Here is a 15,122-nt window from a genome sequence, read left to right on the forward strand (position 1 = left end):
GCGGCGGAAGACCCAGAGTTTGAAACCTTCTATACCAAAAATATTTTGCTGAATGAGGGTATCCGCGCTTGGATGGCTCCTCAAGATCAACCCCACGAACAATTTGTATTCCCTGAGGAGGTATTACCACGTGGTAACGCTCTCTAATAGACCAAATATCTTAGGCGGCGCTGGACGCGACCTAGAATCCACTGGGTTTGCCTGGTGGTCTGGTAACGCACGTTTAATCAACCTATCTGGCAAACTACTGGGTGCTCACGTTGCCCACGCTGGTTTGATTGTATTCTGGGCTGGAGCGATGACCTTGTTTGAAGTCGCTCACTTCGTTCCTGAAAAGCCCATGTATGAGCAGGGCTTGATCCTGTTACCTCACCTCGCCGCTCAGGGTTGGGGTGTTGGTCCTGGTGGTGAAGTCATTGACACCTTCCCCTACTTTGTTGTCGGTGTACTCCACCTAATTTCCTCAGCCGTCCTTGGCTTTGGCGGTATCTATCATGCCGTCCGTGGTCCAGAAACCTTAGAAGAATACTCTTCTTTCTTTGGCTACGACTGGAAAGACAAGAATAAGATGACCAACATCATCGGGTTCCACCTGATTATTTTGGGATTCGGTGCGCTGCTGTTGGTAGCAAAAGCAATGTTCTTTGGTGGGTTGTATGACACCTGGGCACCAGGCGGTGGTGATGTTCGGATTATTACCAATCCGACATTGAACCCAGCGGTTATCTTCGGTTATGTAATCAAGTCTCCCTTTGGTGGCGAAGGCTGGATTGTCAGCGTTGATAACTTGGAAGATGTGGTCGGCGGTCACATCTGGATTGCCTTTATCTGTATTGCTGGCGGTATTTTCCACATTCTTACCAAGCCTTTTGCTTGGTCACGTCGTGCATCCATCTGGTCTGGTGAGGCTTATCTCTCCTACAGCTTGGGCGCTCTTTCCTTGATGGGCTTTATTGCCTCAATCTTTGTTTGGTTTAACAACACCGTTTACCCCAGCGAATTCTTTGGTCCTACCGGTCCAGAAGCTTCTCAAGCTCAAGCTCTGACCTTCTTGATTCGTGACCAACGCTTGGGTGCTAACGTCGGTTCTGCCCAAGGCCCCACTGGTCTAGGTAAATACCTGATGCGCTCTCCCACTGGCGAAATCATCTTCGGTGGTGAAACCATGCGCTTCTGGGATTTCCGCGGCCCCTGGCTGGAGCCTCTACGTGGCCCCAACGGTCTTGACCTGGAAAAAATCAAGAACGATATTCAGCCTTGGCAAGCTCGTCGCGCTGCTGAATACATGACCCACGCTCCTCTGGGTTCTTTGAATTCCGTGGGTGGTGTGGCTACCGAGATTAACTCCTTCAACTACGTATCTCCTCGCGCTTGGTTGGCGACTTCTCACTTCGTACTAGGATTCTTCTTCCTAGTTGGTCACTTGTGGCACGCTGGTCGCGCACGGGCTGCTGCTGGTGGTTTTGAGAAAGGAATTAACCGTGATACTGAGCCGGTGATGTTTATGGACGACCTTGACTAGGTTGTAAGGTTTATCTAATCACTGACAGCTAAATAATTTAGAGGCTCTTGCATAAAAGCAAGGGCTTTTTTTATAGGAAAATTAGTAATCTATTGATTAAACTGAGCGGCCTACCAAGATAATTAATACTATGAGCGATTCCAATTTTATTGAGGCTTTACGATGGACATCTGAAGCTAAAGAAAAATTACAAAATATTCCCTTTTTTGTCCGCTCTCAAGCTAAAGCCAGAATTGAACAGTTGGCTCGTGAAGCAGACCAAGAAATTGTGACAGCCGATTTGTTAGAACAGGCTAGGCTTGAGTTTGGACAATAAAACATTCTGGAGGTCGTAACAATGACACTCGCCAAAAATCGAGTAGACCGAGTAATGCTTTATGACATTAGCTGGCAACAGTTTGAAAATCTTCTAAAAGACTTGGGACATTGGGCAGCAAAGTTAGCTTGCGATCGCACTACTTTGGAAATTATCAGACCTTTACCTGAACACAAAGATTACCATTACAAAGAGATAATAGGTTAATAGGTGAGTTGAATAAAAGTAGTCGTCGCCGTCAAAAGCCAGAGCCAAGCGACAATTCAAATGAGCAAGCTGACCATACTAATCTAAATTTAGAGGATTTTGATTATGCCTAGACTTACGGTTCCACCCAATTTTACAGGCACTGCTGGTGACGACACTTTAATTGGGGAAGATTTAAATAAATTTCCCGCAATTGGGATTGATATTTTAACTGGAGGTTTCATTTACACAGGCTTAGGAAAGGACACCATTAAAGGCAACGGCACTGGCGCTAAAGGGGCTGATGGTGTTATCGGTAAAAACGTCGATGGCAGCAAAGGCAGTGCTGGAATCGGCATTAGCAATAATGGCAATCTGAATGCTGGGTCGGGTGACGACGCTATCATCAGCAAGGGTATTGGGGGTCGTGGAGGCAACGGCGTGTATGATTTTGATTTTGATCCTAGTCGCCCCAATTCTGGCAGTGCTGCGGGTGGTGGCGGTACAGGGACAGGCATCAGTAACAGTGGCAATCTCAATACCGGGTTGGGCAACGATACTATCATCGCCAATGGCACTGGCGGCTACGGCGGCGACAGCGACGGTGGATACGCCGGTGCTGGCGACGGTGGATTTGGGACTGGCATCAGCAACAGTGGCAAACTGAATACTGGGTTGGGCAATGACATTATCACTGGCACTGGCCAGGGCGGTACTGGTGGTGACGGTCGCTTTGGCGTCGATGGTGGTACTGGAACAGGCATCAGTAACAGCGGCAAACTGAATACTGGGTTGGGCAATGACACGATCGCTGGCACTGGTCAGGGCGGCACTGGTGGTTTCGGTCGCGGCGGCGGCGACGGCGGATTTGGGATAGGTATCAGCAACACTGGGCAACTGGATACCGGAGACGGAAATGACATGATCGCTGGCATCGGTATCGGCGGCAACGGCGGATTTGGGCCTCTGTTTGGCTATGGCAATAAGGGTGCAGGGACTGGCATCAGCAATAATGGCAATCTGAATACAGGGGCCGGAAATGACACAATCACTGGCACTGGCACTGGTGAGGGCGGCACTGGTGGTGAGGGTCGCGTCGGCGGCGACAGCGAATTTGGGATAGGTATCAGCAACACTGGGCAACTGGATACCGGAGACGGAAATGACATGATCGCTGGCATCGGGAGGGGCGACATTCCCGGCACCAGGATTTTGTTTGGCTATGGCGGTGCAGGGACTGGCATCAGCAATAATGGCAATCTGAATACAGGGGCCGGAAATGACACAATCACTGGCATTGGCACCGGTTACAAAGCCGACAATTACATCGGCGACGGTACTGGAACTGGCATTACTAACAGTAAGAAACTGGATACCGGAGACGGAGAAGACATGATCGTAGGCACTGGCACTTCTACTGGCAACTTTGACGACAAGATTGATGATGCAACTGGCATCCAAAACCTGAAAGGTGCCACCATCACTACAGGGCAGGGCAACGACACAATTACTGGTTCTGGCAACGGTTCAGGAAGTAACAAGCTCATCGTCATAGGCATCTCCAATGACGGAGTAATTGATACTGGGAATGGTCGTGACATCCTGACTGGCCAAGCTAAGACAAAAATTGATGGTACTGCCTATGGCATTTATGGAAAAGGAACTATCAAGACTGGCGATGGCGATGATAAAATTACATCCACCAGTACCATCGATGGAGTTCAACAAAAAGTTACTATTGGTGGCGGTATCAACATTGATCTAGGCACTGGAAATGACTACTTCAAAGGGTTTGGTACTGGGACTGTGGATGGTGGAAAAGGTTTTGACACCTTAGACCTTAGTGCTTTCAATCGCTCTGAACTCACTTTTTCTGGTGTAATTTCGGGTAATGCCCTAAACCCAGCTAACATTAGCTTCAATAACAATAAAAATGTGATTACACTCTCCACAACAGGCTTTGAGAATTTTATCTTTGCAGATGGCTCTTTGTGCTACAGCACTTTGATCTGAAACTAAAATTACAACAATCTCACGAAAAATAATTACAAATTACGAATTAGTATCAACTTCCTCCTACATTCATTGCTGCTAAAAAAGCCTTCTGACTGACATCTCTGTAAACTGTATTCAAAGACTTCATTACCACATCACTCGAAGTTGAATTTACTGCATTTTCCTCTTCCTTCGCAAGGGGGATTGCTCCTAATACATCTAATACCATCTCACTAGTGGACGGCGCAATCACTACTAATGATGACTCTAGTGGCTCATTGTATTGCCAGAAAGAGTCAATTTTCACTGAGTATTTGTGATTAGGAATTGACTGTTGAATATCGGGCGTTTCTGTGGTATTAGGTTTAATCTTGGCACTACGCAATTGACGTAAATCGCTAATAATTTGCTCTTTGGTGCGTCCGCGTAATTGAAATAGTACAAAGGGGTCTTCACTGAAGCGATCGCCTAACTGATAGTACAGCGCACCAATATGTTTACAGGGATTTGCTTTATCAGGACAAGAGCATTTACTCTGGACATCACCAAGGGTAAAAGGAAATATCGAAAGACCATTAGCCGTAAACACTTCTTCTATATTTTGTGGCATTTCTCCTGCTAGTAGCTTGGCAGCGAAAATTGCCCTTTGGGACATGGTTTCAATTACATAACCCCACTGTTCATCGGTAAAAGGTTCAAGGGAAAGGGAAACTTTATAAGGTTCTACTTCACTACCTTGCACCCTAGCCAATACTTTTGCACCTTTAAATTCGATGCTGAGAACATTTCCTTGACGTGCATAATTTCTCGCACGTTCTAAACGCTTTTTAAAGCGATAAGAGTCTAACAAATCTAGCCATTGTTGTGACCACCATTCTCTACTTGCTTGTAATGTGTAATTAGTCATAATCAATTCAAAAACTTAGTAATTTTTCACACCAATTGCGAGTTCGTAATCAGGGATAAAGCGCTTAAATTAAGGACTAAAGTCCTTACTACAAACTTATTCTGCATCATCGTCAATTACTGCGCTGCGGTCAAGGATTAGTAAGTTGCGAAGTTGGTCTGTATCTAGTTCAGTCAACCATTCTTCACCAGCACCCACAACTTGTTCAGCCAATTGTTTTTTACTTTCAATCATGTCATGAATTTTTTCTTCTAAAGTCCCAGTGCAGACAAATTTATGTACTTGCACATTACGGGTTTGACCAATCCGAAATACTCTATCTGTGGCTTGATTTTCCACGGCTGGATTCCACCATCTATCAAAATGGAATACATGATTTGCTCGTGTTAAATTCAGTCCTACTCCACCTGCTTTCAGAGAGAGAATCATAATTGGTGGCCCTTGCGGGTCGTGTTGGAAACGGTCGATCATTTCCTCTCGTTGTTTTTTACTGGTACTACCATATAAAAAGAATATTTCTCGCCCAAGCTGTTTTTCTAAATAGGGTTTAAGTAATTTACCCCACTCAGCAAATTGTGTAAAAACTAAAGCTCTATCGCTTTCTGATAAAACCTCTTCTAACATTTCTTCTAACCGCAGAAGTTTGGCTGAATTATGTTGCTCTAATGTCGCCTGTTTCAAGTATTGGGCTGGGTGATTGCAAATTTGTTTTAATTTGATTAGTAATGCCAAAATCATTCCTCGACGTTGCAATCCTTCAGCAGAATCTATCTCTGCTAAAGATTGTTCTACAACTTGTTGATAAAGTGTAGCCTGTTCGCCAGTTAAACCGCAAAATACAGTCATTTCTTGCTTATCTGGTAAGTCTTGAATAATGTCGCGATCGCTTTTCAATCGCCGCAATATAAATGGTTGAACTAATGAACGTAATTGATTCAAAGAAGCCGTATCACCATACTTTTCAATTGGCATCGCAAACCGCCGCTGGAAAAATTGCCGATTGCCTAAATAACCTGGATTGAGAAAATCTAAAATAGACCAGAGTTCTTGCAGCCTATTTTCTACTGGTGTCCCCGTCAATGCAATCCGAAACGTTGCTGATAATTGCCGCACTGCTTTTGACTGCTTCGCCTCTGGATTTTTCACATTCTGGGCTTCATCTAAAACAATTATCTGCCAAGATACAGTTTGCAATGACTTGATATCTCGATGAAGAAGTGAGTAGCTGGTAACGATTAAATCATGATTTTTTACTGCTTCTAAAAATGCTTTCCCTTTCGGGCGTTTGTCACCATGATATTGCAAAATTTTCAGGCTGGGGGCAAATTTATTAACTTCCCTTTCCCAGTTGCCTAAAACCGAAGTTGGACAAACTAGCAGTGTTGGATTTTCTAGTGCATCTTGTTCTTTGAGATGTAACAAAAAAGCGATGAACTGAATAGTTTTACCAAGTCCCATGTCGTCCGCCAGACACGCGCCTAAGCCCCAACGTTCTAAGAATGACAGCCAAGCAGCGCCTCGTTCTTGATAAGGTCGCAACTGTCCTTGAAAGCCTGTTGGTGTAGGCAAAGGTGCGATCGCCTGGTTATTTGTTAGCGCCCCAATTAACTCTTGTAATGCCCCAGATGCCTCAAAGCTGACCACTGGTAATTTTTCAATTACCTGGGTATCTCCTGTACTGAAACGTAAGGCATCTTCCAAAGAAAGCGCCATTTGGTCTTTGCGAGTGGTAAAAAAAGTTTGGGCTGTTTTGATGTCTTGGGGCCGTAATTCCACCCACTCGCCGTTAATTTCCACTAGCGGACTATTTAAAGCCACAAGTCTATCAAACTCAGCTTTGGAAATAGTTTGTCCACCAATTGCCAATTGCCATTGGAAATTCAGCAGACTTTGCAACCCTAAACGTCCCTGCTTTTTCTTTGGGGTTTCAGCAGTAATTTTCAAACCCAAACGGTTCGCCCATCCTTCACGGTTAGCTAAACTGGGAGGTAAAATTACTCCCAAACCACTGTCTTCCAACCTCCAAGCTACAGCTTTGATAAACTCATAAGCTTGGATAGGGTTGAGACGAGAAGATTGGGGATATTCGGTTTCTAAACTGGGTGCGCTCGCTGGATATAATCGGGAAGCTACCCCCAAACCCCGTAAAAATGTTTCTTGTGGTTGCTCAATTGTCCGATTTTGATAAACCAATCGTTCAACTGGATTATTCCAAATAGTTGCTGCATCCACCAAAAACTCAGGATCATCAGCCGCTTGCAGGAAATAGGCTAATGTCCAATCTGTTTCGCCAGACTCCGGAGAACGCAGTTGAAAACAGGTACGAAATAGAGTTTTAAGAGTTAATTGGTATTGTAGCGGCATAGTCCAAGCTTTCAGTGCCGCTTCCAGTCGTTCCATTTCAATTGCATCTGCATTAACTGGATGAGATGCACTAGTTAAGGCTTGTAACCACTGTCGCACCGCAGATGGTAAAGATGCAATCGCTTTGGCTTCCATTGGAGGTTGGGAACCCACCATTTCTCGCACTTGGGCATCTATCGTACTGTTAAGAAATGCTAAAAGTAATTCTTGAGGTTCGGTAGGGAAGTCTACAGCTGAGTAATGAGCGTTGAGTGTTGAGTCTTTTTCTTTCAACTCAGCACTTTCTTGAAAGGTGCGGCATACCAACGGCATGTTCGCAGAAAATTTTTCTAGGCGGGTTCCATCTACAGCGCTGTCTAGGAGTACTTGCCATTTAGCAGCAAATGCACCATCTGATTGTCGGTCAATTGTTGGTAAAAACTTACACCGCGAGATTAAATCTAAACTCCATCGGGCAACCTGCGACCAAAAACGTAAATCTCCTCCTAAAAAGGCATCTTCCCCTTTAGCAGCATTTAGGGGAACAGCAGCGAGAAATTTTACCGCCTCGCTGGGGTTGAGACAAAAACCCTCAACTCGCCACGGTTGCAAATATTGCGGGGAGTCTGTATCCAGCCCCAAGCTGGCAGAATGTACAGGGAAAATCGCTGCTGTTCCTTCTTTACTCCCTTCTGGAATATAAGTTGGCAGGGCAATTATTTGGGAGTGCGTTGGCATTATCTCAGTGGCACTTGCTGCTTTGCGCGTTAGCCTAGCTCCTCCTTTGGAGGTTCGCCCAGTAGTAGCCATAGCAACTTGAGGTTGCTGGATGAAGTTAGTAATTGCCATGTTCTGCGAAGGCAACCACTCACTCAACTCAACTGATGTCATTGCCAATGGATGTAGTGGGATATCTCCAGATCCATTAGACTCGAAATTCACTCGTGGCGATCGCCAAGTTTCTCCCCAAATAAATAAACAATTCTTTTTACTTGTTAGTAACCAATTTCCGTGTAAAATCGCCATTTGCTAACTACTTATATTTTCCCAAAACTCATGAACTAAAATCGCAATTATTCTACTTTTTCCATCTTCTCAATCAGATTTTTTAGTCAGATTTTGCTTACAATAAATATTTCAGCATATTGCAAATAAACATTATTAATAATGAGATTTCCCCTAATTAAAGTTTTAAAAACCGGGATAATGGTTGAACTAGATTATATGCATCCTCAAGAACAGGAGGTTGTAAGAGCATTACTCAATGTTGTAATTGTTGAAGGTAAAACTTATCCCCAAAAGCAACCTCTATCTCAGGTAGAATTTTCAACTTACTGGTTAAGCAAGGATGCCTTTGTTGTCAGGACATCTATTCAGGATGCTACACACAAACCAAAAGAAATATTAGGGGCGTTTTATTTAAAGCCAAACTTTCCTGGTCGGTGTTGCCATATTTGCAACGCTGGTTTTATTGTACAACCTGGGTTACGCGGTCAGGGGATCGGGCGGTTCATGGGAGAGGCGATGCTCTTGATAGCAGCAAGCCTGGGCTATGAGGCAGTAATATTCAATTTAGTCTTTGAAACTAATATACCTTCAATTACACTTTGGCAGTCGTTAGGATTTGAGATTATTGGGCGCATTCCGTGTGTGGCGAAGCTAGGGGATGAACAAGTGGTAGACGCGCTGATCATGTATCGTGCTTTGGGTTGAACGACAAGTCTGATCTTTGTATGTACTAGAAGTCAGTCATAGGGCATAAATGTTAGGATTGCCACAGAAAGAGAATAGCGAAAGAGAAGGAAAAAAAACTGAATGGCAGAAGTTGACAAGTCAATATCCTTCGATGGAAGGGATATTCGACTGAAAGTAGGCTTACTAGCTCCCCAGGCTGGTGGGTCAGTTTTGATAGAATCAGGGGACACATCCGTTTTAGTTACGGCTACGCGATCGCAAGCCAGAGAAGGCGTTGATTTTCTTCCCCTTACAGTAGATTATGAAGAAAGGCTATATGCCGCTGGTAGGATTCCCGGAGGGATCATGCGGCGAGAAGGTCGTCCACCAGAAAAAACAATTCTCACCAGCCGTCTTATAGACCGTCCCATGCGTCCTCTGTTCCCCTCATGGCTACGGGATGACCTGCAAATTATTGCCTTAACGCTGTCGATGGACGAGTTAGTGCCACCCGATGTGTTAGCAGTTACAGGTGCTTCCATTGCTACCCTGATTGCCCAGATTCCTTTTAATGGGCCAATGGCAGCAGTGCGGGTTGGTTTAGTGGGAGATGATTTCATTATTAACCCCACATACGCAGAAATTGAAGCTGGAGATTTGGATCTAGTAGTAGCAGGTTCACCACATGGGGTGATCATGGTGGAGGCGGGAGCCAATCAGTTGCCAGAGCGAGATATTATCGAGGCAATTGACTTTGGTTATGAAGCAGTGCGGGACTTAATCAAAGCGCAGCAAGATTTAGTAGCAGAACTGGGTCTAGTAATAGTGCAAGAAGCACCACCACAAGCAGACCAGACGTTAGAAAATTATATCCGCGATCGCGCTAGCAGCCAGATTAAGAAAATCCTGTCGCAATTTACTTTCACCAAACCCGAACGCGATGCAGCTTTAGATGTCGTCAAGGATGAAATTGCTACGACGATTAAGGAACTGCCAGAAGAAGATCCAATTCGAGTTGCCGCAACTGCGAATAGCAAGGCACTTGGTAACACTTTTAAAGATATTACCAAATACTTCATGCGGCGGCAAATCATTGAAGATAACGTTCGCGTTGATGGTCGTAAACTCGATGAAGTCCGTCGTGTTTCTTGTTTAGTTGGTGTCTTACCAAAGCGAGTCCACGGCAGCGGTTTATTTAACCGGGAACTAACTCAGGTATTATCCACTTGTACTCTGGGTACACCTGGGGATGCCCAAAACCTCAACGATGACATGCAGCTAGACCAACATAAGCGTTATCTGCATCATTACAACTTCCCGCCGTTCTCAGTTGGGGAAACTAAGCCAATGCGTTCTCCAGGAAGGCGCGAAATTGGTCACGGGGCATTAGCAGAGCGATCGCTCCTACCTGTGCTACCCTCAAAAGAACAATTTCCCTACGTGATTCGCATCGTATCGGAAGTACTTTCCTCCAACGGTTCCACCTCAATGGGTTCAGTCTGCGGTTCTACCCTCGCCCTAATGGATGCTGGTGTGCCAATTCTCAAACCTGTCAGTGGCGCAGCAATGGGTCTGATTAAGGATGGGGACGAAGTGCGAATCCTGACCGACATTCAGGGCATTGAAGACTTTTTAGGCGACATGGACTTCAAAGTTGCTGGGACGGATACCGGGATTACCGCCTTGCAAATGGATATGAAAATCTCCGGTTTGTCGTTGGAGGTTATTTCCCAAGCCGTCCACCAAGCCAAAGCAGCCCGGTTGCACATTCTGGAGAAAATGCTTGCCTGCATCGATCAACCCCGGATAGAAACCTCACCTTATGCCCCACGTCTGTTAACAATCAAGATTGATTCAGACATGATTGGTCTGGTTATCGGGCCTGGAGGCAAGACTATTAAGGGGATTACAGAGGAAACTGGTGCTAAAATTGACATTGAAGATGATGGCACCGTGACAATTTCCGCTGTGGATGAGAACAAGGCCAAGAGAGCGAAAAATATCATCCAAGGCATGACCCGCAAGCTGCACGAAGGGGATGTCTACGCAGGACGCATCACTCGGATTATACCAATAGGTGCATTTGTAGAATTTCTGCCTGGAAAAGAAGGGATGATCCACATCTCACAACTAGCTGACTACCGCGTTGGCAAAGTTGAGGATGAAGTAGCGGTGGGCGATGAAGTGATTATCAAAGTGCGCGAAATTGATAACAAAGGTCGGATTAATCTCACGCGCTTGGGTATCCACCCAGATCAAGCAGCAGCAGCACGGGAAGCGGCGGCGGTGAATCGGTAACTCAATTTGGGATTTTAGATTAAATCTAAAATCCGCGATGCCTAGTGTGAAGGCATCGCCGTATGCTTCTCTAATTAGTTGCCGAACTGCTCTAGATAAACTTATCCCCCTCACAATTATTAATTTATTTATTAAATACTTGACAGGTTAAAGGTAGTATATATAACTTTACTGAAAATTTTCCAGCAGGCTTTCCATAACCACTTCCCCTAAAGGGGATGGAAACTCAGCTCTTACAATATTTCTAGATATGGTTTTACCTTTCCATAACTACTTTCCCTAACGGGGATGAAAACAAGTGATTCTTACTATAATTGCGAAATAGCCTTGCCAGATAACTTCCAAGTTGTAATCTTTCCCTAATAAAATCCCCGCAAGGGGACGAAAATAATTAGATTAACGTGCCTTCCTCCCCCCAAGGGGATGGAAAATGAGTATAATATTTTACATTATTTGCATAGCAATCAGCGATGCCAAGAGCAGCTACATCCACTAGGCGCAAAATCGAGCCACAGTCAGAGTCTCTTCCCAGATGGGCAGATAACACTGAACTGGTAGGATTGGTGTTTGACCTTGAACCAACCACTTCCACTTCCCTCTACTCTCAGTACATGATTGGACTCCATGCCTGATTTCTTGACCAAGTACGGCAATTCAACCCAGAACTTTCTGCATATCTGCACGATGGAGAGTCGGAAAAGCCCTTCAATATTTCGGCGTTGTCAGGTCAACTCCTCACCAGTGGTAGACAACTGCAATTGCAAGCCAAGCAAATTTACCGCTGGCACGTCAATGCTTTGTCTCCAAAAGTGGTGCAGTTTCTCAAACAATGGTTAACCCAACTGCCCCAAATCCTGGACTTAAGAGATGCTCCCCTTCAAATAAAACAGGTGAGTATCGCCCAATTACCCACTACCTACGCGCAACTATTGCAGTCATCACCAGAGAAACCCTCTAACGTCAACTTCAGCTTTGTCTCGCCTACCAGCTTTCACCGCAAGGGTCATCATTTCCCTCTACCAGTGCCAGTTAATCTCTTTCACAGCTACCTGCGTCGCTGGAATGACTTTTCCCGAATCCCAATCGAACAAAAACCTTTTCTCGATTGGATAGATGAAGGGGTAATTATCCATCAGCATCGCTTGGAGTCGGTGAAGGTAGCAGCTGGCAAGCGGGGTTCGGTGACTGGGTTCACAGGGGTAATATCCTGTGGTTTGAGTAAAGCAGCTTTGGCTAACTGTGAGTTTACTCGGTTGTTTTATGCTTTGGCACGACTGGCTCCCTACTGTGGTACGGGACACAAAACTACTTTTGGACTGGGACAAACTCACTTAGATTGGGTGGAACCAGAGGTAAACTTACCCACTCAAGTGCTAACAAATCTGCTGGGAGAACGCATTGATGAATTGACAGCGCTATTCACTGCACAACGAAAACGCACAGGAGGCGATCGCACTGATAAAATTGCTTCTACCTGGGCAACTATCTTAGCACGCCGGGAGATGGGAGAATCATTGCAGGTTATATCTGAAGACTTAGAGATGCCTTACGCTACTGTGAAAACTTACGTAAAATTAGCTCGACGGGCGCTCAGAGCATTGGCACTTTGATTTTAGCGGCGATCGCACTGAAATTCTGGAAATATCGGCTGAAGGTAGCAAGCACTCGCGCCAATAACTTATACCAATTCACGAAAACCCAGATACAGATAGATTTCTCGTAAGGGCATGGCAATGTCATGCCTCTACCAACGTATTTGTATTATTAAAGTCAGATACTCCAAATTCTGTTTGAATACTACTTAGTAGGTGACTATATCGAGCTTGGGAAAGCTGAAGAAAAACTTGTTGGAGGTATTGTCAAGGCAATGGAATAAGGAGAAAAACAGCTTTTTAGATCGTCCAGTGATTAGCATTGTACCAGGCTTAATATGACATTGGAAATAAATTTGAAACCCCAAAAAATTGTGTCCACCTATACAACAAAGTAGTAACAATTGTTATAGGCTTGAAAAGCCCTTTACTTTTATACTTTTGGCGAAACTTCACCGCCAAAAAAGCACCAGAGCGATAGGAAATTACCTATGACCAAGTGTGATTGATACTTATCAAACACAAATTTGGTTAAGTTGAACATATTCCTGTCAGCAGCATAGATGATTTCCTACGCCTGGTTATTTATTTTCATTATTTTAGGTCAACAGCTTCAGGCGATGCCCTCCTTTTTAAACTTTGTCATTGCTTGATGCTGAATGAACAGCGATGCCTGCGGCGGGCTGCGCCAACGCTCTGAAACTGGGGCGGTTCGGTTGGAAGTTTACTGCACCTTTTCAGAAATATTCTCAATGACATTCAATACCAACTTCAACAATTCATCTACCTTGAATAATACCTACCCCTGAATCTAACCAATTAATTTCTGCCAGCTAGCAGGCCCGACAATTCCATCGACATCTAAACCATTTTGCTTTTGAAAGTTCTTAATTGCAGCCTCTGTTTGCGGCCCGTAGACGCCATCATTCTCAACACCTAGACGATATTGCAAGTATCTGATAACTGCATTACCAGCATGGTTTGGTCTGAGAATTCGTTTTGCCAAAATTAAATTTATGGCATTCCATGTAGCTTCGTCAGCAATTCCAGTCGGCTGAACTCCAACAATAGTCTGAAATTTTTCTACAGCAGATTTGGTGTTAGCTCCGGTGAAGCCATCTTCTACTAATGCTTTACCATTTTTATCGGTTATCTTTAGTCGATTTAAGGCTTTTTGCAGTCTGAGAATAGTGGTATCTACATTCTGCTCTTCATCTGGTACGGGGTTAACAGGAACACTTGACACTTTACCAGTTAAGCCTTTGACGATCGCATTAGCCATTGCTTCTGGATTATAAAGATTCATATCTTTTTGCGAATCGACAAAGCAACCTTCTACTAAGATAGCAGGCATATCCGTATTTTTCAGCACAAACAAGTGGGAACCACTCTTAACGCCGCGATTAAAAAATCCTAACTTGACGATTTCATCTAATACAGGTTTAGCGATTTTTCTGCCAGTATCGCTAGTTGCAAATACTTCTGTGCCATTAGCTTGCCCGTTAAAGGAGTTAAAATGAATCGAGACGTAAATATCTACTTTACTCCCATTAGCTGTAGAACATCTTTTTGAAAGCGATTCCCGGACTGTACTAGCACTACTTGGTCTACATACTACAACTTCATTCCCCAAAGCTCTTAACTTGGCTATAACTCTATTACCAACATCGAGAGTTAAATTATCCTCAACTTTGATTCCTCTGGCTCCTGTGTCTGGTGGACAATTGTGCCCACTATCAATTCCGAATTTCATGATTTTATCCTCAACTTACTTATTTTTACGCTAGTTCAAAACTCTTCCAATTATAGAGACAAAGTTTTGTTAATAAATTTGTTGAAGTACTTGTTAGCAATGTCCGCCTTATTTTAAGCATTACTACGCTGGTAAGTAAAATAAGTTTTTCTACCAACATTGCAAGCAGATTTTATGTGGTAAAACCCGCTGATTGCAAGATTTTTTGGCAGAAAAAACACAACCATCATAATTTATCAAAATCGGAAATAATCCGGTGATTGTTGCAATAAATTGAAATGCAGCAGTTACCCCTATTGTTAAGATAATAACGCTTCGTAAAAGTAGAAAGCTATGACAAATCTACCTAGTGCAAGAAGGCAGAGGGGCACAGAAGCAGAGGGGTAGAAGGAAGAAAAGCGATAAGACAGGCTTTTCAGCCTGATCGAATGGTATGTTTATTTCCGCCATTCTGTACTAGTACGCTTGAATGACCGGAATCTGTGGGTAGATATTTAACAATCAACCTATGAGCCAGTTTAAAATTTAAGTAAAGA

General features: G+C 44.2%; 10 protein-coding genes and 2 pseudogenes. 8 read left to right on the forward strand and 4 right to left on the reverse strand.

Annotated elements, in window-relative coordinates; genetic code table 11:
* From V7K40_RS11225 to V7K40_RS11245, 5 genes and pseudogenes are all read left to right on the forward strand, one after another.
* Window positions 1-147: pseudogene (locus tag V7K40_RS11225) on the forward strand (photosystem II D2 protein (photosystem q(a) protein)); the annotation flags it as partial.
* The gene (psbC, locus tag V7K40_RS11230; protein WP_334959464.1) at window positions 131-1,522 is read left to right on the forward strand and encodes a photosystem II reaction center protein CP43; all 1,392 of its coding nucleotides are present in this window, start codon (window positions 131-133) and stop codon (window positions 1,520-1,522) included. The pseudogene V7K40_RS11225 and the gene psbC, both read left to right, overlap by 17 nt.
* A 130-nt stretch (window positions 1,523-1,652) precedes the next feature.
* Window positions 1,653-1,838: a PCP reductase family protein gene (locus V7K40_RS11235; protein WP_334959466.1), complete on the forward strand. Its 186-nt coding sequence runs from the start codon at window positions 1,653-1,655 to the stop codon at window positions 1,836-1,838.
* Window positions 1,839-1,859: 21 nt separating this feature from the next.
* Window positions 1,860-2,045 carry a hypothetical protein gene (locus tag V7K40_RS11240; protein WP_334959468.1) on the forward strand — a complete coding sequence of 62 codons (186 nt, stop codon included), beginning with the start codon at window positions 1,860-1,862 and terminating at the stop codon, window positions 2,043-2,045.
* A gap of 105 nt (window positions 2,046-2,150) precedes the next feature.
* On the forward strand, window positions 2,151-4,037 hold the full coding sequence (locus V7K40_RS11245; protein WP_334959470.1) for a hypothetical protein: 1,887 nt from the start codon (window positions 2,151-2,153) through the stop codon (window positions 4,035-4,037).
* 52 nt (window positions 4,038-4,089) lie between these two features.
* On the opposite strand, the gene V7K40_RS11250 is transcribed toward V7K40_RS11245, so the two are convergent.
* Window positions 4,090-4,926, reverse strand: coding sequence for an SWIM zinc finger family protein (locus V7K40_RS11250; RefSeq protein ID WP_334959472.1), 837 nt, complete (start codon window positions 4,924-4,926; stop codon window positions 4,090-4,092).
* A 96-nt stretch (window positions 4,927-5,022) separates the two neighbouring features.
* The gene (locus V7K40_RS11255; RefSeq protein ID WP_334959475.1) at window positions 5,023-8,295 is read right to left on the reverse strand and encodes a DEAD/DEAH box helicase; all 3,273 of its coding nucleotides are present in this window, start codon (window positions 8,293-8,295) and stop codon (window positions 5,023-5,025) included.
* 141 nt (window positions 8,296-8,436) lie between these two features.
* On the opposite strand from V7K40_RS11255, the gene V7K40_RS11260 reads away from it, so the two are divergent.
* The 3 genes and pseudogenes from V7K40_RS11260 to cas6 all read left to right on the forward strand — a co-directional run bounded on the left by V7K40_RS11260 (window position 8,437) and on the right by cas6 (window position 12,851).
* A complete protein-coding gene (locus V7K40_RS11260; protein ID WP_334959477.1) occupies window positions 8,437-8,982 on the forward strand; it encodes an N-acetyltransferase in 546 nt (181 codons plus the stop codon).
* Between the two features lie 102 nt (window positions 8,983-9,084).
* Window positions 9,085-11,241, forward strand: coding sequence for a polyribonucleotide nucleotidyltransferase (locus V7K40_RS11265; RefSeq protein WP_334959479.1), 2,157 nt, complete (start codon window positions 9,085-9,087; stop codon window positions 11,239-11,241).
* A gap of 470 nt (window positions 11,242-11,711) precedes the next feature.
* A pseudogene (cas6, locus tag V7K40_RS11270) lies at window positions 11,712-12,851 on the forward strand (CRISPR-associated endoribonuclease Cas6).
* On the opposite strand, the gene V7K40_RS11275 reads toward cas6, so the two are convergent.
* Window positions 12,832-12,981 (reverse strand): hypothetical protein, encoded by a 150-nt coding sequence (locus V7K40_RS11275; RefSeq protein ID WP_334959481.1) that lies wholly within the window; start codon window positions 12,979-12,981, stop codon window positions 12,832-12,834. The pseudogene cas6 and the gene V7K40_RS11275 sit on opposite strands and share 20 nt — an antisense overlap.
* Before the next feature lie 663 nt (window positions 12,982-13,644).
* Entirely contained in the window at window positions 13,645-14,586 is a 942-nt protein-coding gene (locus tag V7K40_RS11280; protein WP_334959483.1) for an N-acetylmuramoyl-L-alanine amidase, read from the reverse strand.
* Window positions 14,587-15,122: the final 536 nt, after the last annotated feature.

The sequence above is a fragment of the Nostoc sp. genome (assembly GCF_036917195.1).
Taxonomy (GTDB): Bacteria; Cyanobacteriota; Cyanobacteriia; order Cyanobacteriales; family Nostocaceae; genus Nostoc.

Coding starts and splice junctions, on each gene's coding strand:
- V7K40_RS11235 (WP_334959466.1), top strand. CDS start 1,653: ATGAGCGATTCCAATTTTATTGAGGCTTTACGATGGACATCTGAAGCT.
- V7K40_RS11240 (WP_334959468.1), top strand. CDS start 1,860: ATGACACTCGCCAAAAATCGAGTAGACCGAGTAATGCTTTATGACATT.
- V7K40_RS11245 (WP_334959470.1), top strand. CDS start 2,151: ATGCCTAGACTTACGGTTCCACCCAATTTTACAGGCACTGCTGGTGAC.
- V7K40_RS11250 (WP_334959472.1), bottom strand. CDS start 4,926: ATGACTAATTACACATTACAAGCAAGTAGAGAATGGTGGTCACAACAA.
- V7K40_RS11255 (WP_334959475.1), bottom strand. CDS start 8,295: ATGGCGATTTTACACGGAAATTGGTTACTAACAAGTAAAAAGAATTGT.
- V7K40_RS11260 (WP_334959477.1), top strand. CDS start 8,437: ATGAGATTTCCCCTAATTAAAGTTTTAAAAACCGGGATAATGGTTGAA.
- V7K40_RS11265 (WP_334959479.1), top strand. CDS start 9,085: ATGGCAGAAGTTGACAAGTCAATATCCTTCGATGGAAGGGATATTCGA.
- V7K40_RS11275 (WP_334959481.1), bottom strand. CDS start 12,981: ATGACATTGCCATGCCCTTACGAGAAATCTATCTGTATCTGGGTTTTC.
- V7K40_RS11280 (WP_334959483.1), bottom strand. CDS start 14,586: ATGAAATTCGGAATTGATAGTGGGCACAATTGTCCACCAGACACAGGA.